Origin of the sequence: Jiella mangrovi (genome assembly GCF_017815135.1) — a bacterium.
In the GTDB taxonomy this organism is placed as follows: Bacteria; Pseudomonadota; Alphaproteobacteria; order Rhizobiales; family Rhizobiaceae; genus Jiella; species Jiella mangrovi.
The window spans coordinates 1-23,197 of sequence record NZ_JAGJCF010000024.1 but is presented as its reverse complement, the minus strand read 5'-3'; the positions used below and the strand labels follow the sequence as shown (position 1 = coordinate 23,197).

The following is a 23,197-nucleotide window of genomic DNA, read 5'->3' as shown; positions in this document are numbered from 1 at the left end:
GATCGCTTCGATCGCCGCGGCTTTTCTTAATATCCCCGAACGAGCCGCCTTGCCGGAGAAGATCCGGCCCGAAAAGGCAGATGAGGCCTCACTCGGCCTCGTCGATCTTTTCGACCACCACGTTGTCATTGGTGTAGATGCAGATCTCGGCGGCGATCTTCATCGCCTTGCGGGCGATCTCCTCGGCCGACAGCTCGGTGTCGGCGAGCGCCCGGGCGGCCGCAAGCGCGTAGTTGCCGCCCGACCCGATCGCCATCAGCCCGTGCTCAGGCTCCAGAACGTCGCCTGTCCCCGTCAGCGTCAAGGTCACGGTCCGGTCGGCGACGATCATCATCGCCTCGAGCCGCCTGAGATAGCGGTCGGTGCGCCAGTCCTTGGCAAGTTCGACACAGGCCCGCATCAGCTGGTCGGGATATTGCTCGAGCTTGCTTTCGAGGCGCTCCAGAAGCGTGAAGGCATCGGCGGTCGCTCCTGCAAAACCGGCGATGACCTCGCCGTTCTTGCCGATCCGGCGCACCTTCCTGGCATTGCCCTTGATCATCGTGTTGCCGAGCGAGACCTGGCCGTCGCCGGCAATGACCACCTGTCCGCCCTTGCGGACGGTGACGATGGTGGTTCCGTAGATCTTGTCCGGATCGTGCTTTTCGAAATTCATGGTGGGTCCTTGTTGCGAGGGCGCGGCGCTCACCGTCGATCGCGGCCAGCGCGGCGCCGTCCGTCCGTCCGTTTCGCCCCCCATGTGGGCGTAACGCAGCCGCTTGCCAAGCGACGCGCGGCAAGCCCGGCTTCAGCTTTCACGACGGTTTTGTAACGGAACGCTTTCAAGCCGGCGCATTCCGGCGTAGAAGCCGAACGAAACGATGGACGTGTTCGGGGGCGAGGACATGGCTCAAACGGCAGGGCGGCGCGACGCCGTCGTCGAGCGTGCGACCAAGGAAACCAAGGTTCGAGTGAAGGTCGATCTCGACGGCACCGGCCGTTCGACGATCGCGACCGGCGTCGGCTTCTTCGATCACATGCTGGAGCAGCTCTCCCGGCATTCGCTGATCGACATGGAGATCGCGACCGACGGCGACCTTCACATCGACGATCACCACACCGTCGAGGACACCGGCATCGCCATCGGCCAGGCAATTCGTCAGGCGCTGGGCGAACGGCGCGGCATTCGCCGCTATGCCTCGCTCGATCTTGCCATGGACGAGTGCCTGACACGCGCGGCCGTCGACGTTTCGGGCCGGCCGTTACTCGTCTTCAAGGCGGAGTTTTCGAGGGCCAAGATCGGCTCGTTCGACACCGAGCTGGTGCGCGAATTCTTCCAGGCTCTCGCCCAGAATGCCGGGATCACCCTGCATATCGAGAACCTTTACGGCGCCAACGCCCATCACGTCGCCGAGACCTGCTTCAAGGCCGTGGCGCGCGTCCTCGGGGACGCCGTGGCGATCGATCCGCGGCAGGCCGATCTCGTGCCCTCGACCAAGGGAATGCTGGCATGATCGCGCGGGCAAGGACGCGGCGATGACCCGCTATCTCGTCTACGAGCCGCCGGAAGCCATGGGTCCGAGCGACACGGCGGTGTTTCTGCGCGACCGCTTTTCGTTTCTGGCCTTCTTCTTTACCTTTCTCTGGATGTTTCGCTACGGGCTCTGGGTGTCGGGTCTGGTGACCGTCGCCCTCCTGGTGGCGATCAATGCCCTCGGCACGGTCGAGGGCTTCGAGTTGAGCGCGGTGCTGATCTCGATGCTTCTCGGCGTCCTGATCGGGCTCGAAGGGCCGAGCCTGCGCGCGGCCAAGCTGCGTCGCAAGGGCTGGAACGACGTCGCGGCCTTCGAGGCGCAGAGCTCGGACGAAGCCGAGCTGATCTACTACCACGCCTTTCCCGAAGAAGCCCTGATGCTGCGCGCGCCGAACCCTGCCGAAGACAGAGCGCCTTCGAACGATGCGAGCGACACCAACCTTGAAGGGAGCGCCCGCGCGCAATCTGCCGAAGAAGACGACCGCAGGCTTCTCGACAAACCGCAGGCTGGCGCGATGGGCGGCCCCGCAGGCGCGGATGACGCCGCTGCCCCCTCCTCCGAAGCTCGGGGCAAGGGCAAAGGGGAGTCCGAGCTGACGGCGGAGCTCGAACGGGCGCTCAAGGTCGAAGGCCGGGCGGAGCGCTGGGACAAGCCGGGCGTTGAAACGGCAAAGCTCGCCGGCGGGCGGCGCGTTCCGGTCGGAAGGCTTTGACGATGCACAAAGTTGCGATCATCGATTACGGCTCGGGCAATCTGCGCTCGGCGGTCAAGGCGGTCGAGCGCGCCGCTCGCGAAGGCGGCCACGATGTCACCGTCGCCCTGACCGACGAGCCCGAGATGGTCCGCTCCGCCGACCGGGTGATCCTGCCGGGCGTCGGCGCCTATGCCGATTGCAAGGCGGGGCTTTGCGCCGTGCCGGGCATGACAGAGGCGCTGAAAGAGGCGGTGGAAACCCGCGCCCGGCCGTTCCTCGGCATTTGCGTCGGGATGCAGCTGATGGCCTCGCGCGGGCTGGAAAAGGTCGTGACCGAGGGCTTCGGCTGGATTCCCGGCGATGTCGTCAGGATCGATCCGGAAGATCCGACGCTGAAAGTGCCCCAGATCGGCTGGAACACGATCGAGCGACATAACGATCATCCGCTTCTCGACGGAATCGAGACGGGGCCGGACGGCCTGCATGCCTATTTCGTCCACTCCTACCATCTTCTCGCGCGGGACCCGGCGATGGTGCTGGCCAGTGCCGATTACGGCGGCGAGGTCACGGCGATGGTGGCGCGCGACAATTTCGCCGGCACCCAGTTCCACCCCGAAAAGAGCCAGACCCTCGGCCTGCGGCTTCTCGCCAACTTTCTCGGCTGGAGGCCCTGACCTCTCCGCCGCCTTGCCCCTGCGGACAAACCTTCGCCGATCGCAATGCCCGGCATTATTCCGGCGCCGACCTTGATCTCGCAATGCCGGCGCCATTTCCGATCTGGGAAAGGCAAGGATCTGCGCAATGGGACAGGAGATCGAACGGAAATTTCTGGTCGGGTCGGACGGCTGGCGTGATCGCGCCGTGTCGGCCAGAAGGTTCGAACAGTTCTATCTCTTTGCCGGCGAGGACCGCTCCTGCCGCGTCAGGATCACCGATGGTTCGTCGGCGAGGCTGACGCTGAAGACCGGGCGCGGCATCAGCCGGGGCGAGTTCGAATACGAGATTCCGTTGGAAGACGCAGAGGCGCTGCGCCTCGCGGCGATCGGCACGCCGATCGAGAAGACCCGCCATCTCGTGCCGAATGGGGCGAACACCATCGAGATGGACGTCTATCACGGCGCCCTCGATGGGCTCGTCGTCGCCGAGATCGAACTTGCGAGCGAGGACGAGACTTTCGAGCGGCCCGACTTCCTTAGCATCGAGGTGACCGGCGATCCGCGCTATCTGAACCAGACGCTCGCCCTTCGCGGCCGCCCGGCTGACGACAAAGCTTCGAGTTAAGGAAGACGCATGGCCTACAAGATCCGCCCCGCCCGCCCCCTCGACGCGGAATTCCGCAAGGTCGCGCTGGCCCAGATCGACCGCGCTCTGGCCGACCTGCGCGGCGAGGACGGCGACCTGCACGAGGCGATCCACGAGGCGCGCAAACGCTTGAAGAAGCTGCGCGGTCTCGTCCGACTCATCCGCCCGGCGGATGACGATCTTTACGCTGACCTCAACGCGGCGTTTCGAGACGGTGCGAGAGGCCTTTCCGGCGTGCGCGACAAGGCCGCCCTGATCGAGGCTCTCGACGATCTCGAGACGCATTTTGCCGGCCAGCTGAAGGCCGGCTCGCTACGATCGGTGCGGGCGAAACTTGTCGCCGATCGCGACGCGGCGGTCGAGCTTGACAGCGATGCGGCCTCGATCAGAAACGCGGTGCTCGCCATGGAGCAGGCGCGTCCGAGGATCGAGGCGTTCCAGATCGGCGGCGGCCGACACGACGCGAAAAAGGCAGGCCGGATCGTCGCGCGCGGCGCCGCCAAGACCTTCGAGCGGGCTCGCGACGCACTCGCGATCGCCGCAAAGAGCCGTGACGCGGAGGATCTGCACGATCTGAGGAAACGCGTGAAATATCACTGGATGCACCTGCGACTTCTCGCTCCCGCCTGGCCGGAAGCCTTCGGTGCACCGATCGACCTCGCCAAGTCGATCGCCGACGATCTCGGCCGCGACCACGACTTTGCCGTGCTGCGCGGCGAGGTGCGCGCCGACCCCGATGCCTTCGGCGACGAGGAAACCCTGTCGCTTCTGATCGCCCTGATCGACAGGCGCCAGAGTGAATTGCGCGAGGCGGGGATCGCCGGCGCGCGCCGGCTTCTCGTCGAAACGGGCGACAGTTTCTCCCGGCGGATCGCCCGCCTTTACAGGCTTGCGGCCGACGAGGGCGAGAAGAACGGCGATGCCATGCCCGCCGAGCCCCCAAAGGCCGACCGGCGGGTCGCCTGATCCACCGACGCGGCAAGTGTCGGCCGGATCGTGACCGAAATCGCGATTGAGGGCGCGGAGCTGGCGCACTGCGGGCCTTCGCGATCAGGGTCATCCCCGCCGAAGCCTCTGCTCGCTGACGCCAACGTCTCGGCGACCACCCCGAATTGCGGCGGCCTGCGGCGCCACCCATCCTCACAGATCACTCGCCTGAAAGAGCCAGAATGTCCCTCGCCTTCCAGACAAGGCTCCAGCGCTTTCCCAAGGCCCGACTGGCCGTGGCCCTCGCCTTCTTCGTCAACGGCTTCGGGATCGGCAGCTGGGCACCGGAGGTGCCGGTGATTGCCGAGCGCCTTCAGATCAGCGAGCAGACGATCGGACTGTTGATCGTCTTCTTCGGTCTCGGCGGCATCGTGACGATGCCGCTCATTGCGAGGGCCATCGGCCGTGTGGGCTCGAGGCCGCCTTTGCTTGTGACGCATCTTCTCGCAGCCCTCGCCTTTCCCGCCCTGATCCTCGCGCCGAGCCTTTCCGCGGCATTTGCGGCGATCTTCTTCTTCGGGGCGATGTTCGGCGGCATGGATGCGGCGATGAACGCCAACGCGATCACCCTCGAACGCCACATGGATCGGGCCATCATGTCTTCGAGCCATGGCTTCTGGTCCGTCGGCGGCTTCGTCGGTGCAGGCTTCGGCGGCCCGATCATCGCGGCGTTCGGGCCAGCGGTGCACGCAAGTACCGTCTCGGCCATCATAGTCTTGTGCTTCGTCTTCGTGATGAAGACGCTTCGAGACGACCGAGATAGCGCTCAGGAAACGGAGGGAGACAAGGACGCGCCGCCAGGCCCCGGCGCCAAGGCTCCCGCCTACAGTCCGGCCGGTCTCTTCAGCGCCCTTGCCATCGGCCTCTTCGCGCTTCTCGCCATGCTGCCCGAGGGCGGCGCGATCGACTGGAGCGCGCTCTATCTGAAGAGCGAGCTCGGCGCGGACACGGCGACCTCCGGCTTCGCGCTCGCTGCCTTTTCCGCGATGATGGCGATCTTCCGCTTCCTCGGCGACGATATCCGCAACCGTCTCGGCGCGGTCAGGACGGTGCGGATCTTCGCCTTCGTCGCGGCCTGCGGGCTGCTGGTCGCCGGCCTTGCCGGACACGTCGTCATCGCCATTGCGGGCTTCGCGCTGGCCGGCGTCGGCCTTGCCAACATCGTTCCGATCGCCTTTTCCGCCGCCGGAAACGTCAAGGGCCTGCCTGATGGCATCGGCATCTCGATTGCGACGGCGATCGGCTATTCGGGCGGGCTGATGGCGCCGTCGATCGTCGGCTTTCTCGCCGAGCGTATCGGTCTGGCGACCGTCTATCTCGGCATGGCGGCGCTGCTTTCCGTCGTCTTCGCCCTGTCCGGCATGATGGCCAGGGCCGATCGCGCGGTGGCGGCCGGGTGAACGGCGATCAGAGCCGCGGCATCGGTGCGGCGAGGATCTCCAGCATCGGCGCGAGATCAGCCTCGTAGGCGCGCCAGGCCTTGGAGCTTCCCTGATACATCTTCTGGCGCACCTGCCTTGCGCTCGCCGTGCGCACGACGCGGCTCGTTGCGTGAAATTCCAGACACGCGTCTTCGAATTCCAGCCCGCAATGGGCGAGCAGCGCCCGCGTCTCGTCTTCCTGGTTCTCGGTCAGAGCCTCGTAGTCGAGCGGATAGATCGCGCCGGGCATCGTCTCGTGCCAGAAGCTCATGAGCGCGTCGTGCAGGCGATGAAACCGCGCGACATCCCTCAGATCGAGACAGAACCCCAGCCCGTCGTCGGAAAAATTGTGCTTGAAATTGGAAAAGCAGACGGCTGCCGCATCGCGCGCCGTGTGAATGAGAATGGCCTCGGGAAACGCCGCCCGGATCGCCCCGGCCCATAGGAAATTGATCGGCATCTTGTCGGTGACGAACGGGGCATCGGTGTTGAGGCCGGCAAGGAAGCCGTTGTAGCGATCGCGAATGGCGCGCAGCCCCCGTCTGCGGGTCTCGACGTCGCCCGAGGCGAGCTGCGCGAAGACAGGCTTCACCGCCCTTTCCACCGCCGAGGTTTCACCGGCGCCGAAGACCCCCGAGTGACTGGCGAGGATCTGCTCGGCAAGGCTGGTGCCCGAGCGGGGCATGCCGATGATGAAGATCGGCCTGCGGGCGAGCGTATCGTGCGGGACGAACCATTTTGCACTGTCGCAGAGCCGCTGGCGCTGCAGCGCGACAATCGAGGCGACGAGGCGTTCATGGATGGAGATGTCGTAACCGATCGCCTCCCGCCGCAATCGGTTGGCTTCGGCAAACACCGGAAATGCCTTGGCCGTCTCGCCGATGTCGTCATAGGCCTTGCCGAGGGCAAAGCCGAGGATGATCCGGTTGTCGCGTGACAGATCCGCACCGTTCCACCAGACCTCCATCTGCTGCAAATCGAAGTCGCCGCTGGAAAAGGTCTGCACACGGCCGAGATTGAGGCGCGCGGCGATGTAGTCGGGAATGATGTCGAGGGCGCGCCTGAGGCTCGCCACGGCCTCTTCGATCCGGCCGAAGCGTTCGAGGCAAAGGGCCCTGCCGTTCCAGGCCGTGGCGTGTTCGGGATCGCGGCGGAGCGCCAGTTCGTAGGCGGCGAATGCCTCGTCGTCGCGGCCAAGGCCGGCGAGCGCGTCACCGCGCCATGTCAGGGTCTCGGCCTCGCCGCCGCGGAGCGCTATCGCCCGGTCGAGGAGTGGCAGCGCTTCGCCATACCGGCCGAGCTTGAGCACCACCTCGCCGAGGCTGCGGACAACCTCGGCATAGTCCGGCTTGATCTGCAGCGCCGCATGATAGGACTTCGCCGCCTCTTCCAGGTCTCCAAGCGCCTGATGGGCTGAGCCGACGAGATTGTGGACGAGGGCAGCCGACGGCGCCGATGCCAGAAGCACATGGCCATGACGGATGACTTCGCCATATCGGCCGGCATGGTAGTGGGAGGCGAGCTTGACGATCTCGGCCTGCAGGAAAACCGCGTTCTCGCCGACGCTTCCCGCGCGTTTGCCGATCGCCTCGACCTCATCGACGATGCGGCGATTGCCCGGATAGCGCTCGAGAACCTGATTGCAGAGGACGAGGGCCTTTTGAACCTCGCCCTTCTTCACGAAGCTCTTCACCTTGCGGATCGCGAGATCCGGCGACAAAGCGGCTGCGGGCATTCGGTTCTCCGCGTTCGATCATCCCCGCCACGCACAGACATCCGCCGGCAGGTCGTTGCCTGCCAGAAACCAGATGATGCTTGTCCGAAGCCGGCTCCGGGGCTCGCCGGAGCTCGCCTTACCGCGATTTGACATCCTCGAGCATCATCTCGGCGCCCTTGTCGGCGATCATGATGGTCGGCGAGTTGGTGTTGCCGGAGGTGATCGTGGGCATCACCGAAGCGTCGATCACCCGCAGCCCAGCGATCCCGCGCACCCGCAGCCTGCCGTCGAGGACGGCCATCATGTCGTCGTCCGTCCCCATCTTCGCGGTGCCGACCGGATGAAAGATCGTCGTGCCGAGATCGCCGGCCGCAACCAGCATTTCCTCTTCCGAGGCGACATGGGCGCCGGGCTTGTATTCCTCCGGCCGGTAAGGCTCCAGCGGCTTTTCGAAGACGATCTTGCGCGCCCATTTCAAGGAATCGACGGCGACGCGCCTGTCGGCCTCGGTCGTCAGATAGTTCGGGCGGATGTCGGGCTGATCCTCGGGCAGCGGACCCGAGAGATGAACCGATCCGCGGCTCGTCGGGCGCAGGTTGCAAACGCTGGCGGTGAAGGCGGCGAAGCGATGCAGGCCATGGCCCCAGTCGTCGAGCGACAGTGGCTGGAAGTGGAACTCCAGATTGGCGGTCTCGTATTCGGGCGAGGATTTCACGAAGGCGCCGACCTGGCTCGGCGCCATGGTCAGCGGCCCCTTGCGGAACAGCGCGTAGTTCACCCCCATCATCGCGCGGCTGAGGAGGTTCCAGTATTCGGTGTTCAGCGTCTTGATGCCGTTCACCTTGTAGATCGGGCGAATCTGCAGATGGTCCTGCAGGTTTTCGCCGACGCCCGGCAGATGCTGGACGACGTCGATGCCATGGGCGGCGAGGCGCGCGCCGTCGCCGATGCCGGAGCGCTCGAGGATCAAAGGCGAGCCGACCGAGCCGGCCGACAAAACCGCCTCGCCGCGTATGAAGGCCCGGCGGGTCTCGCCGTCCTTCAGATAGACGACGGCGGCGACGCGGCCGTCCTTCACCTCCACCCTGTCGACAGAGACGCCCGTCTCGACCGTGAGATTCCTGCGTCCCATCACCGGGGTGAGGAAGCCCCGCGCCGCGCTCCAGCGCCTTCCGCTCTTCTGGTTGACCTGAAAATAGGACGAGCCGGTGTTGTCGCCCATGTTGAAATCCGGGATCTGCGGCACGCCAGCCTCTTCCGCCGCCTCGCGGATCCGGTCGAGGATTTCCCACTTCACGCGCGGATGCTCGACCCGCCATTCGCCGCCGGCGCCATGGAACTCGCTCGCCCCCTCCGCGTGATCCTCGACCCGCTTGAACACCGGCAAGACGTCGTCCCAGCCCCAGCCCATTAGCCCCAATTGGCGCCAGTGATCGTAGTCGGCGGCCTGGCCGCGCATGTAGATCATCGCATTGATGGCCGAGGAGCCACCCAGCGTCTTGCCGCGCGGATAGGCGAGCGAGCGGCCGTTAAGGCCCTTTTCCTCGGCGGTGCGAAACATCCAGTCGGCGCGCGGATTGCCGATGGCGAACAGATAGCCGACCGGAATGTGAAACCAGATCCAGTCGTCCTTGCCGCCGCCTTCGAGCAGAAGCACGCGATTCTTCGGATTGGCGGACAGGCGATTGGCAAGCACGCAGCCGGCCGAGCCCGCCCCCGCGATGACGTAGTCGAAGGTCTGAGAGCTTTCAGTGTCAGCCAATGTTTCCTCCCCCATCGACCAGCCTCGTTGCATAGCGCCGGAGAGGCGAGAAGGCAAAGCAACGGCAGCGGCCGGACAGGGCGAGGCTTCGGCTGCCGGCGCGATCTGGCCTGTCCTCGCGGCCCTGGCGGCCATGTCACAGACCGACCCGGCGCATTCTCACGGCCGCCTTTACGCCACCTCAACCCATCGCAAGCTAGGTTGAGGGCCCTATCGCCAGAAAGGTGGCGACGAGAGGCGCATCGCGGCACGATGAACAACCATCTGATCCTCCTCCTCATCGCATCCGTGGCGGCGCTCGCAGCACCGTCGCTCTTCGAGCGTTATGAGGCGAGGATCCTCTCCGGCCAGCCGGAAAGCCTCGATGCGCATCCAAGAACGGTGGAGGCCGCCGCACCGGCAAACCGCCGGCTCGCCCGGCAGAGCCGCATCGCCGGCGACCGCGCCGGGCATTTCCGGACGGATGCCGTGATGAACGGGCGATCCATCCCGGTCCTCGTCGATACCGGCGCCAGTGCCGTCGCGCTCGACGAGAACACCGCCCGCCGTCTCGGCATCACCCTGTCGGCCGGCGACTTCGTTTATCCCGTACACACGGCGAACGGCGTCGCCATGGCTGCCCGTGCCAGGATCGGCGAGATCGCCATCGGGACGGTCTCGGTGCGCGACGTGGACGCCATGGTGATCCGGGATGCCGCGCTGCCCCAGACGCTGCTCGGCATGAGCTTTCTCAAGCGCCTCAAGAGCTATTCTGTCGAGAACGGCGCGCTGACGCTTTACGAATAGACGAACGCGACCCGCCTGCCCGGCCCGGCCGGGCCTCCGCCTCAATAATGCGGAGGTTTCTGCTGCTGCGGCTTTGGAATCGCGACGTCCTCGACGGCGCCGAGCCGTTCGCCCAGCGCCTGGGTCAGATGCTGCAGCCGTTCGATCATCCGGAAGGCCCTCGTCAGCTCTTCCGACAGCTCCTCGATGGTTCGGGCCTGATGGGCCACCATGACCTCGAGATCCTCGATCCGCGGCCCGGCGGAGTCGTTTGGCTCGCTCATAGAAGTATCTCCTCGAATTTCCGCCTTCTGGCCTCGCCGATCGCCACCGGCCGCCGCGTCTTGCGGTCGACATTGACGTGGACGAAGAAGCCCTCGGCCGCCGCTTCCTCGGCATCGCCGCGAAACAGAGCGATCTCGTAGCGCACCGACGACCGGCCGAGCCGGCTGATACCGATCCCCGCCGTCACCTCGTCCGGAAAGGCAAGTTCGCCATGGTAACGGCAACCGGTCTCGACCACGAGTCCGATTTCTTCGCCAGCTTCAAGATCGAGCAGGCCGGCCTCGATGAGCCATCCGTTCACCGCCGTGTCGAAGAGCGAATAATGCACGACATTGTTCATGTGGCCGTAGATGTCGTTGTCCGCCCATCGCGTCGCCAGGGGCCTGAACAGCGGAAAGGTCGCGCGTCTGGCGGGCTCTGGCCGGCGCTGATTTGAAACGGCATTGTCGGCGGAGGGCATCACGGGTTCCGATCTCTCCTTGGATTGCAGCAGTTTGCCTCTGGCCTTCACACGTGTCGCTGATTAATCTCCTCAAACAACGATAGAAGTCCTGACCCATATGGCCGAACCGGCGATCGAACTGATCGGCATCGACAAGAGTTTCGGCGCCGTGCGCGCCAACAAGTCCATCGACCTCACGGTCGAGCGCGGCACCATCCACGGCATCGTCGGCGAGAACGGCGCCGGCAAATCGACGCTGATGTCGATCATCTACGGTTTCTACCAGGCCGATCGCGGCGAGATCCGCGTCGGCGGCAGGCGCGTCGAGATCACCGATCCGAATGCCGCGATCGCCGCCGGCATCGGCATGGTGCACCAGCATTTCATGCTGGTCGACAATCTGACCGTGGTCGAGAACGTCATGCTCGGCGCCGAGCGCTCGCCGCTCCTGCGCAAGGGCATCGCCACGGTCCGGGCCGAGCTGAGGCGGCTCGAGGCCGACCATGGGCTCGAGGTCGATCCCGACGCGATCGTGGAGAATCTGCCCGTCGGCCTGCAGCAGCGGGTGGAAATCCTGAAAGCGCTCTATCGGCAGGCGGATATCCTCATCCTCGACGAGCCGACCGGCGTTCTCACCCCGTCCGAGGCCGATCACCTCTTCGAGGTGCTCAAGCAGCTGCGCGCCGAGGGCAAGACGATCATCCTGATCACCCACAAGCTGCGCGAGATCATGGCGATCACCGATAACGTCTCGGTCATGCGCCAAGGCGAGATGGTCGCCACCCGCAAGACCGCCGAGACCTCCGTTGCCGAACTTGCCGAGCTGATGGTCGGCCGGCGCGTGCTTCTGACCGTCGACAAGGACGTGGCGAAACCCGGCGATCCGATGCTGAGCGTGAAGAGGCTGACGGTGAAGGACGGCCGCGGCGTTCCCATGGTGAAGGACGTCTCCTTCACGGTGCGGGCCGGCGAGATCGTCGGCATTGCGGGCGTCGCCGGCAACGGCCAGAGCGAGCTTCTGGAAGCGCTGTCCGGCATCCGCCAGGCCGAAAGCGGCCAGATCGTCCTCTGCGGCCGCGAGATAGACCCCGCGAAAGAGAGCGACCCGGCCGAGATCCGCCGCATCGGCTGCGGCCACGTTCCCGAGGACCGCCACCATATGGGCCTCGTCCTGCCCTTCGAGGAAAACGAGAATTCCATCCTCGGCTACCAGGACGATCCGCGCTACCAGAAGGGCCTGCTTCTGGACCTGACCGCCATGCGCCGCGACGCCCGCGACAAGATCGAGGGCTACGACATCCGCCCCGCCGACTGCCGGCTGAAAACCGCCAACTTTTCCGGCGGCAACCAGCAGAAGATCGTGCTGGCCCGGGAGATGGAGCGCGACCCGGACGTGCTTCTCATCGGCCAGCCGACCCGCGGCGTCGACGTCGGCGCGATCGAGTTCATCCACAAGCGCATCGTCGCCATGCGCGATGCCGGCAAGGCGATCCTCCTCGTCTCCGTCGAGCTCGACGAGATCCGGGCGCTGTCCGACCGCATCCTCGTCATGTTCGCCGGCAACATCGTCGGCGAACGCGGGCCGGACGCCTCGGAGAGCGAGCTCGGCCTCTTGATGGCCGGCGTCGACGAAAAGGAAGCGGCGGAATGAACCCCGCGCGCATCACCCTCGTGACGCTCGGCGTTGAAGACGTCGCGCGATCGGTCGCATTCTACGAGGCACTCGGCTGGGCAAGATCGAAGGACAGCTTCGAGCGCACGGCCTTCATGCTCGGCGACGGTATCGTCCTGTCCCTGTGGAACCGCGATGACATGATCGCCGACGGTGGCGAGGGCGACCTGCCGTCGGGGTCCGGCTCGATGGCCCTGGCGGTGAATTTCGAAAGCCCTGCCGCCGTCGACGCCTTTTACGCCCGCGCGATCGAAGCCGGCGCCGATCCCGTCAAGCCGCCGCAGAAGGCCTTCTGGGGTGGCCATTCCGGCAATTTTCGCGACCCCGACGGCCATCTGTGGGAGGTGGCGCACAATCCCTTCTGGCGGATGGATGGCGACGGCCGGGTCGATCTGACATGAGCGTCTCGGCAAACGCACTCTTTTCGAGACGGCCGCATTCGAACGACGTTCGAAGCGCCAGGCGGCGGCAAGCCGAGGCGCCGACCTCAACGCCTCGTCATTCTCGGGCCCCGTCCCGAGAATCCAGGGGCGGCGGCCGCGACGTGAGCCGCTTCGCCTCTCGGCAACCGACGCGCATGGCGTCCTACGATCGCTGGATTCTCGGGACGGGGCCCGAGAATGACGAAGTTTTGCCGTTCGCCGCCGCCCGTCAACGAAGAGGTCAGTTGGTGTCTGCTCGCAGACGAGCGCCTTTCGATATCAGGCAGCGTTGCCGGACCAAATTCGGCGAAGGCTCGCCGCGACAGGCCCGCGTCCCTCTGCCCTGCCGGGCTGCTGGGACGACCTGCGCGTCTCCTCCCCTCTTTCGGACACCGCTACAAGGGCGGGTAGCAGAGGCGCCTACCCGAACGCTTCGTCATTCTCGGGCCCCGTCCCGAGAATCCAGGGGCGGCGGCCGCGACGTCGGCCGCTTGGCCTCTCTGCAACCGACGCGCATAACGTCCTACGATCGCTGGATTCTCGGGACGGGGCCCGAGAATGACGAAGCTTCGGCTTTCGCGGCTCCCCGTCACCGTTGTGGCCCTTCGACATCTGCTCGCTGGCGAGGCGCCCCGGATATAAGGCTGTGTCGCCGGGTCATGTCCGGCAATGAAGGCCCGCCGCGGCCGTCGCGCCCCCCTCTGCCCTGCCGGGCATCTCCCCCACGAGGGGGGAGATCACGCGGCATCGATCGCTCCGCTTCCCGATTTCTGGCCGTGCTCGGGCGCAGATGCAAGTTCTCAGCGAAGTTGCAGGAAAGTCGCGACGCCGGGCCGAGATCGATCTCCCCCCTTGTGGGGGAGATGTCCGGCAGGACAGAGGGGGGTATCGGAGCCGCCGCTCCCTCTGGAGGAGGCGACTCCGCGCCGCCATCGAAGCTTCGTCATCCCGGCCCCCGAGCCGGGATCCATTCCTCCAAGTTGAGCGAGCCCTTTCGTCGCCGAACAATGAGATCACGCGTCGAGGTATCGGCACAGCCGTTCCGACGACTTGGAATGGGTCCCGGGTCAAGCCCGGGATGACGAAGCGATGATGCTCCCCCACTTCCTGCAGCGCCGCTGCAACACCATCCGGAGACAGGCGCGCCCATGAGCCGTCCCTATGCCAAACTCCCGCGCTGGATCGACTACGGCCTGATCCCGCTGGTCAATCTCGTCGTCGCCTTTCTCGTCGCCGGCCTGGTCGTCCTTGCCGTCGGCGAAAGCCCGCTTCAGGCGGCCGTCCTGATGCTGCGCGGAGCCTTCGGCTATGCGGAGGGCTTCGGCTTCACCCTCTATTACGCGACCAACTTCATCTTCACCGGGCTTGCCGTCGCCGTCGCCTTTCATGGCGGGCTGTTCAACATCGGCGGCGAGGGGCAGGCCTATATCGGCGGGCTGGGTGTCGCGACGGTGGCCTTGTCGCTCGGGGCGATCCTGCCCTGGTGGCTGAATCTGCCCCTGGCGATCGCGCTGTCCTTTGCCTTCGGGGCGCTGTGGGCCTTCATCCCCGCCTATCTCCAGGCCAGACGCGGCAGCCACATCGTCATCACGACGATCATGTTCAATTTCATCGCCGCCTCGCTGATGGTCTATCTCCTCGTCGGCGTCCTGAAGCCGGTCGGCTCGATGGCCCCCGAGACCCGCACCTTCGATGTCGGCGGCCAGCTGCCGAAGCTGAGGGGCCTGTTCGAGCTCTTCGGCTTCAATCTCGGCGGCGCGCCGCTCAACGTCTCGATCTTCGTCGCGCTCGCCGCCGCCTTTTTGATCTGGCTGCTGATCTGGCGCACCAAGCTCGGCTACGAAATCCGCACGCTCGGCTTTTCGCCCCGCGCCGCGCGCTATGCCGGCATGTCGGAGACACGGCTGATCGTCGTCACCATGATGATCTCCGGCGGGCTCGCCGGCATGATGGCGCTGAACGCCGTCATGGGCGACCAGTACCGCCTCGCCATCGATTTCCCGCAAGGCGCCGGCTTCGTCGGCATCGCCGTCGCGCTGATGGGGCGCGGCCACCCGGCCGGCATCGTCCCTGCGGCGATCCTCTTCGGCATGCTCTATCAGGGCGGGGCGGAACTCGCCTTCGACATGCCGGCGATCTCGCGCGACATGATCGTCATCATCCAGGGGCTCGTCATCCTCTTTGCCGGCGCCCTGGAAAACATGTTCCGGCCGGGCATCGGCGCGGCCTATCAATGGGTCCGCTTCCGCACCGAGGAGCCGGCCGGCGCCAGTGTCGGGGAGGCCAAATGATGGATCTTTCCTCGCTCCTCGACCTGATCGATTCGACCATCCGCCTGTCGACGCCGCTGCTCTTCGCGGCGCTCGCGGGGCTTTATTCGGAGCGCTCGGGCATCTTCGACATCTCGCTCGAGGGCAAGATGCTGATCGCCGCCTTCGCCTCGGCCTCGGCCGCCGCCGTCTGGGGTTCGGTGATGCTCGGCCTTTGCGTCGGCATTCTCGCCTCGGTCGGCTTCTCGCTGATCCACGGCGTCGCCTCGATCACCTATCGCGGCAACCAGATCGTCTCGGGCGTCGCTATCAACTTCATCGCCGCGGGCCTCACCATCATCCTCGGCCAGAGCTGGTTCGGCCAGGGCGGGCGAACGCCGAGCCTCTTCGGCGGAGGGCGCTTCACCGCCGTCGACCTGCCCGGCGCCGAAGCCGTTCGCGACGTGCCGGTGTTGGGGCCGATCTATTCCGGCATCCTCTCGGGCCAGACGCCGCTCGTCTATGTCGCGTTTCTGATGGTGCCGCTGACCTGGTGGATCCTCTTTCGCACCCGCTTCGGCCTGAGGCTGCGGGCCGTCGGCGAAAACCCGGCGGCGGTCGATACCGCCGGCATTTCCGTCACCTGGCTGCGCTACCGGGCGGTGATCATCTGTGGCGTCCTCTGCGGCTTTGCCGGGGCCTATCTTGCCACCGCCCAGGCCGCCGGCTTCACCCGCGACATGACCGCCGGCAAGGGCTACATCGCGCTCGCCGCGCTGATCTTCGCCAACTGGAAGCCGGTGCCGGTGATGTTCGCCTGCCTCCTCTTCGGCTTTCTCGACGCGATCTCGATCCGCGTCGGCGGCGTCGAGCTGCCGGTCATCGGCCAGATTTCGGTGCAGTTCGTCTCGGCCCTGCCCTATATCCTGACGGTCATTCTCCTCGCCGGCTTCGTCGGCAAGGCGACCCCGCCCAAGGCCGGCGGCGTACCTTATGTGAAAGAGCGGTGATGACCACGATCGACGATCTCTTCAAGACCGCGAAATCGGCCATGGCCAAGTGCCATGCGCCCTATTCGCGCTTTCCCGTCGGCGCCGCGATCCTCGCTGACGACGGCAGCGTCCATTCCGGCTGCAACATCGAGGTGGTGAGCTTTCCCGAAGGCTGGTGCGCCGAGACCAGCGCCATCGCCCATATGGTCATGGCCGGTGGCAGCCGGAGGATCGTCGAGATCGCGGTGGTCGCCGAAAAGCTCGTCGCCTGTTCGCCCTGCGGCGGCTGCCGCCAAAGGCTCGCCGAATTCTCCGGCCCGGACACTAGAGTGCATCTCTGCGACGCGGCGACCGGCGTCGTGGAGACCGTCACCATGGGCGAGCTGCTCCCCCATTCCTTCGACACCGCCTCGCTGGACGGGGCCGAGAACGAGGCTTCGGCGTGAGCGCGGCGAGGGACGCTCTGAAAGCGAGGCTGGGCGGCAAGACACCGGTCGCCGCGATGGTGCTCGGCTCCGGCCTCGGCGATCTCACGGCGAAGGTCGAGGTCGCAGGCCGCATCCCCTTCGCCGACATTCCCGGATTTCCGGTCAGTTCCGTCTCGGGCCATGCCGGCGAGGTGGTGATCGGAACGCTTGGCGGTCGCCTCGTTCTGATCGTCTCCGGCCGGGTGCATTATTACGAAACCGGCGAGGCGGCGGCCATGCGCCCGGTGATCGAGGCGATCGCCGAACTCGGCATCGGCAAATTGCTCCTCACCAATTCCGCCGGCTCCGTGCGCGAGGATATCCCCCCGGGCGCCGTCATGATGATCGAGGATCACATCGCCTTTTCCGGCATGAACCCTTTGATCGGCGAGCCCTCCGACGCCCGTTTCGTCGGCATGACCACGGCCTATGACGCGGGCCTGCGCGCCGGCATGGCGGCCGCGGCGACGACGCTCGGCGAGACCGTCTTCGGCGGCGTCTATATGTGGTTTTCCGGCCCCTCCTTCGAAACGCCGGCGGAAATCCGCATGGCCCGCATTCTCGGCGCCGATGCCGTCGGCATGTCGACCGTGCCGGAGGCCATCCTCGCCCGTTTCTTCGGGCTGAAGGTCGTCGCCGCCTCGGTGATCACCAATTACGGGGCGGGCATGACCGGCGCCGAACTCTCCCATGACGAGACCAAGGAGATGGCGCCGAAGGGCGGCGCGCGGCTCTCGCGCATCGTCGAAACCATGCTCAAGGACGGTGCGTTCGATGACTGAAGATGCGGGAGGAGGCATCCATGAATGACGGAACCAAGGTCCGGCGCGCCGGCGAGCTGATTGCCCGTCTCGATCTGACCAATCTCAACGACGACTGCAGCGAAGCCGATGTCGCCGCGCTGATCGAAAAGGCCGAAACTCCCTCAGGTCCCGTCGCGGCGATCTGCATCTGGCCGGCTTTCGTCGGCTTCGCCCGGCGGGAGCTTTCCGCCCGCATCAAGGTGGCGACGGTGGTCAACTTTCCCCTCGGCGGCTCCGATATCGACGCGACGCTGCTCGAGACGCAAAAGGCTGTCCAGGACGGCGCCGACGAGATCGACCTCGTCATCGCCTATGACCGGGTGGCCGAGGATCCCGGCTTCGTCGAGGCGCACGTGCGCACCATCAGGGCCAATTGCGGCCATGCGAAACTCAAGACCATCCTCGAAACCGGCAAGCTCTACGACGAGGCGACCATCCGCGTGGCCTGCAATGCGGCGCTTTCCGGCGGAGCGGATTTCCTGAAAACCTCGACCGGCAAGGTGGAGGTCAATGCGACACCCGCTTCCGCCCGCATCCTGCTCGAAGAGATCGCCAAGGCCGGCTCGACGGTCGGCTTCAAGCCCGCCGGCGGCATCAGGACCTTCGAGGACGCCGACGGCTACATGCGCCTCGCCGAGACCATCTGCGGCATCGACTACCCGACGCCGGAGCGGTTCCGGCTCGGGGCTTCGGGCGTGCTGGCCGATCTCCTCGCGGTGGCGCAGGGGTCGGAGCGGCCGGGCGGCAAGGCGGGGTACTGAGGGAATGGGCTCGACGCTGGTGCCACTGAACATCGACGGCAGCGCGCGCCGCTTACCCCCCTCTGTCCTGCCGGACATCTCCCCCACAAGGGGGGAGATCGATCTCGCACGAGCCTATCCACTCTTCCGCCGACGGCGAAGCTGGCATGAACGCATCAGAAAATGTCATCGACAGACAAGCTTCCGATCTCCCCCCTTGTGGGGGAGATGGCTGGCAAGCCAGAGGGGGGTTCCAGGCGCGGGCCTGTCAAACCTCCCGCAAAGAGGCGAGCGCCCCTGATGCTCCCCCAGGAAATCATCGCCAAAAAACGCGACGGCCGATCCCTCACGCCCGACGAGATCAAGACCTTCGTCGCCGGCTTTGCCGACGACACCGTCGGCGATGCCCAGATCGCCGCTTTCGCCATGGCTGTGATCTTTCGCGGCCTCGACAATGCCGAGACCGTCGCGCTGACCGAGGCGATGCGCGATTCCGGCGAGGTGATGGCCTGGCCCGGCCTCGACCGGCCCGTTATCGACAAGCATTCGACCGGCGGCATCGGCGATAACGTCTCACTGATGCTGGCGCCGATCCTGGCCGCCTGCGGCGCGGCGGTGCCGATGATCTCCGGCCGCGGCCTCGGCCATACCGGTGGGACGCTGGACAAGCTGGAATCGATCCCCGGTTATTCGATCATTCCCGATCCCGGCACCTTCCGCCGCACGGTTGCGGACGTCGGCTGCGCCATCGTCGGGCAGACCGCAAGGCTCGCCCCGGCCGACGGCAAGTTCTACCGTGTCCGCGACGTGACCGCGACGGTGGAGTCCGTGCCGCTGATCGTCGCCTCGATCCTGTCGAAGAAGCTCGCCGAAGGGCTCTCGGCTCTCACCCTCGACGTCAAGACCGGCTCCGGCGCCTTCATGGCCGAGGAAAGCGCGGCGCGGGACCTCGCCGAAACTCTCGTCGCGGTGGCGAACGGTGCGGGGCTCAAGACCTCGGCGCTGATCACCCGCATGGATCAGGCGCTGGCGTCGTCCGCCGGCAATGCCGTCGAGGTCAGGAACGCCGTCGATTTTCTGACGGGCACCCATCGAGACGCCCGGCTGGAGACGGTGACCCTCATGCTTGCGGCCGAAATGCTGGCCCTGTCGGGGCTCGCCGAGGATGGCGTTGCCGGCAAGGCGATGGCCCGCCGGGCGCTCGACACGGGCGCGGCCGCCGAGCGCTTCGGCCAGATGGTCGCGGCCCTCGGCGGACCGGCAGAGCTGATCGAGCGCCTCGATGCCCATCTCCCCCACGCGCCGCTGATACGCCCCGTCACCGCAGGGGCGTCCGGCGTCGTCTCGGCCGTCGATGCCAAGGCGCTCGGCCTTGCCGTCGTCGAACTCGGCGGCGGGCGACGCCTGCCGCAGGACGCGATCGACCATGCGGTCGGCCTGACCAAACTCGCCGCGATCGGCCAGACAATTGCCGAGGACGAGCCTCTGGCGATGATCCATGCGAGGGACGAAACCGGCTTTCAGCGCGCCGCCACGAGGCTGCGGGCCGCCTATCGGCTTGGTGAGACTGCTGTGGATGCAGGCGAGCCGGTGATCGGGCGGATCGGTTAAAGCCAGGCCGGCGCCCATGCGACGCCTAACGCACCCTCATCCTGAGGTGCGAGGCCGATTTTCAATCGGGTGAGCCTCGAAGGGCGAGGGTGCGCGCTCGGGTCTCGCAGTTGCATGCACCGGGAAGCACCAGCATCTGAAAGGCCAGCCCCTCGCCCTTCGAGGCTCGCTTTGCGAGCACCTCAGGATGAGGGGCTGCTTCGCCTGTCCCCGGCCTTTAAGGCAGCCGGCCGATCCGTTCCGTCAAAAGCTGATAGAACCGGTCCGAATCCCCGGACCGCACCCAGAAGGCGTTCTTTGGCCGGTCGGTGACGCCCCAGTAGTCGGCCACCGTCATGCCGCGGGCGAGCGCGCTGCCGGTCTCGATCTCGACATTGATCTGCCGACCCTCAAAGATCGACGGATCGAGCACGAAGGCGGTCACGCAGGGATCGTGCAGCGGCGCGCCCTCCGACTGGTATTTTTCCACGTCGAAGCGCTCGGAAAAGGACAGCATCGCCGCAACCGCTTCGCCGGCCTTGTTGCCGAGCGCCCGGAACGCATCGATCCTTTGCTTCGTCGAGCGCATCTGATGGGTGACGTCGAGCGGCAGGACGGTGATCGCAACGCCGGAGCGGAACACCATCGCGGCGGCTTCGGGATCGACATAGATGTTGAATTCGGCCGCCGGCGTGATGTTGCCGCCCTCGAAACAGCCGCCGCCCATCAGGACGAGGCCGGCGAGCCGCGAAACGATGTCCGGCGCCTTGGCGAAGGCCAGCGCGACGTTGGTCAGCGGGCCGAGCGCCATCAGCGTCACGGTGCCCGGCTCGCGCGCCCGTACCGTCTCGATCAGGAAGTCGGTGGCATGGCCAGCGCCCGGCCCGGTCGCCGGTTCAGGCAGGTCCGGGCCGTCGAGCCCGGTTTCACCGTGGACATGCTCGGCGGTCACGAGAGCGCGGCCGAGCGGCCGGTCGCAGCCGGCATGGACGGGCACGTCGGTGCGGCCGGCGAGTTCGATGAGCTTCAGGGCGTTTTTCGTCGTCAGATCCAGCGGGATATTGCCGGCGACCGTACAGATGCCCAGAACGTCGAGTTCCGGCGAGGCAAGCGCCGTCAGGATCGCAACGGCATCGTCCTGGCCGGGGTCGGTATCGAAAATAACGGCGCGCTTTTCCATGACGTCGGGCTCCCTCGCTGTGCCAAAGTGGAGACGGCATGTTCCGTTCTCCGGCTACGCCTATGCCAAGTTTTGGCGCGGCCAGATAGCGCCGAAGCGACATTCCTCGATGCGCGCGGGCAATCGTGCTGTGCATGGAGGCGCGCTGAGGCCCGCGAGCGGTTCAAGATCGGCTGTGAAGGTCTATACTGCAATGGCGGCACGTCATCTGGAAAGCAGCATATGAAATTGGAAGAGTGGCATCTGGGTGAAGGCGACGGCATACAGGAGCGCCAGCTGGCGGCTGAATATCTTCCCGTCATGGAAGCCCATCGACAGGAAGACGAACCCGACCGGATCGAGCGGCTTCGCCGGGTCTATGCCATGGCGCAAAACCTGTTCCTGATGGTCGAAGGCCGCCGCCTGCCGCAACGCATTGTCGTCGCCATGCACGATCACAAGGGCGAGTTGGCGGTGACGTTCCACGATCGCGAATGGCAGGGCTTCGTGATCCCGTTCTTCCGCCTCGCCTGGCGATCCGAAGGCGAGCCGCCGGAGAAGGTGGTTTCGTCCGTCATCCATTGACGGACCGCGTCTGAAAGCTCCCGTTCGTTATTCCCGTTTCCCTCATGCCCGTTGACTGAAAAAAATCGTGGATTTGCAACGACATCGAAGCGGCAAAGTTTCGATGGCGAGCGAACTTGAATAGAATCCGCGGCACGCGCGTCATAAGGACCGTTCGCCGGACCCCATGGCTGGCCGGCAGCAGGTGAGTAGTAGATGCCAGACGAAGAGACGTTCTCCATCAAGGACCTGGAGCAGGAGTTCGGGCTCACCCTTCGCACGCTGCGCTTCTACGAAGAACGGGGCCTCGTTCGGCCCGGCCGTCGCGGTGAGATGCGGGTCTACTCCACCGCCGACAAGAAGCGGCTGGAACTCATCACAAGGTTCAAGACGCTCGGCTTTCCCCTCTCCGAGGTCAAGCAGATCGTCGATCTCTACGAGGCACCGCTCGGTCGACGCGAGAACATGAAGGGACTGGAAACGCGCCTGCGCGAGCAACGTGAGGTTCTCAGCGAGCAATGCCGCGCCCTCGAAAAGATGCTTCGTTTGATGGACGAGACGCTGGCCGAGGTGAACGGGGAATTGTCAGACGAGGACACCAGGGACCTGCATGGCGGGAACTGAGCCAGAGCGTTTCCGGCGAACAAGAGTCGGCCAAAACGCTCTATTGCTTTGCCAAGCCTCATTGTCCGCCTGTGAAAGCCGAACCGGCTTGCACGGGAAATGCTCCAGGCGCAGCCCCGCGACCCGTTGTCTGTCACTGATCGTCAGAGCGGACCGCGCTCCGATCACCCCACCGCGCGGGCGATTTTCCCGTCGACGATATGGATGCCGCATTCGGTCTTGTCGGTGCCGGCCCAGCGTCCGGCGCGCGCGTCCTCGCCGGGTTTGACCGCCCGCGTACAGGGCAGGCAGCCGACGGAGAGGTAGCCCGCCGATTTCAGCGGGTGTTCGGGCAGATCGTTTTCACGGAAATAGGCCGCGATGTCGTCGGCCGACCAGTCGATCAGCGGGTTGAGCTTCAGCCGGCGCTCCTCGCCCTCGAACAGCTGCATGCCGGCCCGCGTTCGCGCCTGATGCCGCTTGCGGCCGGTGATCCAGCAGTCGAACGGCCTCAGCGCCGACAGCATCGGCAGGGTCTTGCGGACATGGCAGCAGAGATCGGCATTGCGGGCGTGCAAGTCGCCATCGGGATCGTCCGCCTCGAGCTGCGCCGGACGCGGCGTGACGATCTGGACGTTGCAAAGGCCGAAACGCTCGATCAGCTGGTCGCGATAGGCGAGCGTCTCGGCAAAGTGCTTCCAGGTGTCGAGAAACACCACCGGAGCATAGGGATCGATCCGCGAGACCATGTGCAGCAGGATCGCGGCCTCCGTCCCGAAGGACGACACAAGGCCGATCCGGCCGACGAAGAGCTCCGTCAGCGCCGCCTTCAGAACGACCGACGCATCGGCCCCCTCAAAGCGCAGCGACAGAGCCTGCGCCCTGCGCTGCAGTTCCATCCGGGAGGTCGTTTCGACTGGCAGAACCATCAATCACCACTCTCACCCCCCGAAAATGATCTCCCGATCGCTCAGGAGGACGGCGTCCAGACGGACACGCAGGGGATCTTCGTCGTGTCGCAGCGAGCCGCATAGCGCTCGGCGATCT

The 23,197-nt window shown here is 65.8% G+C and carries 24 protein-coding genes; 17 read left to right on the top strand and 7 right to left on the bottom strand.

Annotation, left to right across the window (positions count from 1 at the left end; genetic code table 11):
* Nucleotides 1–88: 88 nt before the first annotated feature.
* Nucleotides 89–655 carry an ATP-dependent protease subunit HslV gene (gene hslV / locus J6595_RS20960; protein ID WP_209597426.1) on the bottom strand — a complete coding sequence of 189 codons (567 nt, stop codon included), beginning with the start codon at nt 653–655 and terminating at the stop codon, nt 89–91.
* A 229-nt stretch (nt 656–884) separates the two neighbouring features.
* Between hslV and hisB the strand changes: the two genes are divergently transcribed.
* The 6 genes from hisB (at nt 885) to J6595_RS20930 (ending at nt 5,897) form a co-directional block, all read left to right on the top strand.
* Complete coding sequence (gene hisB, locus J6595_RS20955) at nt 885–1,493, top strand: imidazoleglycerol-phosphate dehydratase HisB (RefSeq protein ID WP_209597481.1); 609 nt, start codon at nt 885–887, stop codon at nt 1,491–1,493.
* 22 nt (nt 1,494–1,515) lie between these two features.
* Nucleotides 1,516–2,226: a DUF2628 domain-containing protein gene (locus J6595_RS20950; protein WP_209597424.1), complete on the top strand. Its 711-nt coding sequence runs from the start codon at nt 1,516–1,518 to the stop codon at nt 2,224–2,226.
* Between the two features lie 2 nt (nt 2,227–2,228).
* Entirely contained in the window at nt 2,229–2,882 is a 654-nt protein-coding gene (hisH, locus tag J6595_RS20945) for an imidazole glycerol phosphate synthase subunit HisH (protein WP_209597423.1), read from the top strand.
* A gap of 127 nt (nt 2,883–3,009) precedes the next feature.
* Nucleotides 3,010–3,489 (top strand): CYTH domain-containing protein, encoded by a 480-nt coding sequence (locus tag J6595_RS20940; RefSeq protein WP_209597422.1) that lies wholly within the window; start codon nt 3,010–3,012, stop codon nt 3,487–3,489.
* A gap of 9 nt (nt 3,490–3,498) precedes the next feature.
* Nucleotides 3,499–4,476 (top strand): CHAD domain-containing protein, encoded by a 978-nt coding sequence (locus J6595_RS20935; RefSeq protein ID WP_209597421.1) that lies wholly within the window; start codon nt 3,499–3,501, stop codon nt 4,474–4,476.
* 203 nt (nt 4,477–4,679) lie between these two features.
* Nucleotides 4,680–5,897 (top strand): MFS transporter, encoded by a 1,218-nt coding sequence (locus J6595_RS20930; protein ID WP_209597420.1) that lies wholly within the window; start codon nt 4,680–4,682, stop codon nt 5,895–5,897.
* A gap of 7 nt (nt 5,898–5,904) precedes the next feature.
* Here J6595_RS20930 and J6595_RS20925 read toward each other — a convergent pair whose 3' ends face one another.
* Both J6595_RS20925 and J6595_RS20920 read right to left on the bottom strand, forming a co-directional pair.
* On the bottom strand, nt 5,905–7,653 hold the full coding sequence (locus J6595_RS20925) for a tetratricopeptide repeat-containing sulfotransferase family protein (protein WP_209597418.1): 1,749 nt from the start codon (nt 7,651–7,653) through the stop codon (nt 5,905–5,907).
* Nucleotides 7,654–7,771: 118 nt separating this feature from the next.
* Nucleotides 7,772–9,412, bottom strand: coding sequence for a GMC family oxidoreductase (locus J6595_RS20920; RefSeq protein ID WP_209597417.1), 1,641 nt, complete (start codon nt 9,410–9,412; stop codon nt 7,772–7,774).
* A 237-nt stretch (nt 9,413–9,649) separates the two neighbouring features.
* Between J6595_RS20920 and J6595_RS20915 the strand changes: the two genes are divergently transcribed.
* Entirely contained in the window at nt 9,650–10,183 is a 534-nt protein-coding gene (locus J6595_RS20915) for a TIGR02281 family clan AA aspartic protease (protein WP_209597416.1), read from the top strand.
* A gap of 41 nt (nt 10,184–10,224) precedes the next feature.
* Here J6595_RS20915 and J6595_RS20910 read toward each other — a convergent pair whose 3' ends face one another.
* Both J6595_RS20910 and J6595_RS20905 read right to left on the bottom strand, forming a co-directional pair.
* Nucleotides 10,225–10,446: a SlyX family protein gene (locus tag J6595_RS20910; protein WP_209597415.1), complete on the bottom strand. Its 222-nt coding sequence runs from the start codon at nt 10,444–10,446 to the stop codon at nt 10,225–10,227.
* Complete coding sequence (locus J6595_RS20905; RefSeq protein ID WP_209597414.1) at nt 10,443–10,907, bottom strand: acyl-CoA thioesterase; 465 nt, start codon at nt 10,905–10,907, stop codon at nt 10,443–10,445. The genes J6595_RS20910 and J6595_RS20905 overlap by 4 nt, the downstream gene beginning before the upstream one ends.
* A gap of 100 nt (nt 10,908–11,007) precedes the next feature.
* Between J6595_RS20905 and J6595_RS20900 the strand changes: the two genes are divergently transcribed.
* The 8 genes from J6595_RS20900 (at nt 11,008) to deoA (ending at nt 19,845) form a co-directional block, all read left to right on the top strand.
* Nucleotides 11,008–12,540, top strand: coding sequence for an ABC transporter ATP-binding protein (locus tag J6595_RS20900; RefSeq protein ID WP_209597412.1), 1,533 nt, complete (start codon nt 11,008–11,010; stop codon nt 12,538–12,540).
* On the top strand, nt 12,537–12,962 hold the full coding sequence (locus J6595_RS20895; protein WP_209597410.1) for a VOC family protein: 426 nt from the start codon (nt 12,537–12,539) through the stop codon (nt 12,960–12,962). Before J6595_RS20900 ends, J6595_RS20895 begins: the two co-directional genes overlap by 4 nt.
* 1,169 nt (nt 12,963–14,131) lie before the next feature.
* Nucleotides 14,132–15,274 (top strand): ABC transporter permease, encoded by a 1,143-nt coding sequence (locus J6595_RS20890; RefSeq protein ID WP_209597408.1) that lies wholly within the window; start codon nt 14,132–14,134, stop codon nt 15,272–15,274.
* A complete protein-coding gene (locus tag J6595_RS20885) occupies nt 15,274–16,242 on the top strand; it encodes an ABC transporter permease (protein ID WP_209597479.1) in 969 nt (322 codons plus the stop codon). The genes J6595_RS20890 and J6595_RS20885 overlap by 1 nt, the downstream gene beginning before the upstream one ends.
* Nucleotides 16,242–16,670, top strand: a complete 429-nt coding sequence (locus J6595_RS20880) for a cytidine deaminase (protein WP_209597406.1) — start codon at nt 16,242–16,244, stop codon at nt 16,668–16,670. Before J6595_RS20885 ends, J6595_RS20880 begins: the two co-directional genes overlap by 1 nt.
* Entirely contained in the window at nt 16,667–17,473 is an 807-nt protein-coding gene (locus J6595_RS20875) for a purine-nucleoside phosphorylase (RefSeq protein ID WP_209597404.1), read from the top strand. The genes J6595_RS20880 and J6595_RS20875 overlap by 4 nt, the downstream gene beginning before the upstream one ends.
* A gap of 20 nt (nt 17,474–17,493) precedes the next feature.
* On the top strand, nt 17,494–18,255 hold the full coding sequence (gene deoC / locus J6595_RS20870; protein ID WP_209597402.1) for a deoxyribose-phosphate aldolase: 762 nt from the start codon (nt 17,494–17,496) through the stop codon (nt 18,253–18,255).
* Nucleotides 18,256–18,534: 279 nt separating this feature from the next.
* Entirely contained in the window at nt 18,535–19,845 is a 1,311-nt protein-coding gene (deoA, locus tag J6595_RS20865; protein ID WP_209597400.1) for a thymidine phosphorylase, read from the top strand.
* A gap of 217 nt (nt 19,846–20,062) precedes the next feature.
* On the opposite strand, the gene J6595_RS20860 is transcribed toward deoA, so the two are convergent.
* Complete coding sequence (locus J6595_RS20860) at nt 20,063–21,004, bottom strand: nucleoside hydrolase (protein ID WP_209597398.1); 942 nt, start codon at nt 21,002–21,004, stop codon at nt 20,063–20,065.
* A 222-nt stretch (nt 21,005–21,226) separates the two neighbouring features.
* Between J6595_RS20860 and J6595_RS20855 the strand changes: the two genes are divergently transcribed.
* Together J6595_RS20855 and J6595_RS20850 are read left to right on the top strand one after the other, a co-directional pair.
* Nucleotides 21,227–21,568 carry a hypothetical protein gene (locus J6595_RS20855; RefSeq protein WP_209597395.1) on the top strand — a complete coding sequence of 114 codons (342 nt, stop codon included), beginning with the start codon at nt 21,227–21,229 and terminating at the stop codon, nt 21,566–21,568.
* 195 nt (nt 21,569–21,763) lie between these two features.
* Complete coding sequence (locus J6595_RS20850; protein WP_209597394.1) at nt 21,764–22,171, top strand: MerR family transcriptional regulator; 408 nt, start codon at nt 21,764–21,766, stop codon at nt 22,169–22,171.
* Nucleotides 22,172–22,335: 164 nt separating this feature from the next.
* Here the strand turns inward: J6595_RS20850 and J6595_RS20845 are convergent, their stop codons facing one another.
* Nucleotides 22,336–23,079: a phosphoadenylyl-sulfate reductase gene (locus J6595_RS20845; RefSeq protein WP_280891598.1), complete on the bottom strand. Its 744-nt coding sequence runs from the start codon at nt 23,077–23,079 to the stop codon at nt 22,336–22,338.
* Nucleotides 23,080–23,197: the final 118 nt, after the last annotated feature.